The organism is Halomonas sp. ND22Bw, assembly GCF_003011945.1.
Lineage (GTDB): Bacteria > Pseudomonadota > Gammaproteobacteria > Pseudomonadales > Halomonadaceae > Halomonas > Halomonas halophila.
This window is the reverse complement of record NZ_PXWD01001276.1, coordinates 1-256: the sequence shown is the minus strand read 5'-3', so window position 1 is coordinate 256 and position 256 is coordinate 1. Positions and strand designations below refer to the sequence as shown.

The 256-nt window shown below is 73.8% G+C and carries 1 pseudogene; it reads right to left on the bottom strand.

The features are described 5' to 3' along the window. Positions 1-256: pseudogene (locus tag CVH10_RS22295) on the bottom strand (hydroxymethylglutaryl-CoA lyase); the annotation flags it as partial.

Below are 256 nucleotides of genomic sequence, written 5' to 3'. Positions count from 1 at the left end.
GCCAACGAGCCAGCCGGCAACCTTGGCGCGCAGCGCGAGCAGCGCGTCCATGTCGAGGCCGGTGTCGACGCCCATCGCGGCCAGCATGAAGCCCAGGGCTTCGGTCGATGCGTTGCCGCTGGCGCCCGGCGCGTGCGGGCAGCCGCCGATGCCGGCGAGCGAGGCGTCGAAGCGCGTGACGCCCAATTGCGCGGCGGCCAGCACGTTGGCCAGCGCCAGGCCGCGCGTGTCGTGGAAATGGCCGCAGCAGAAGCGG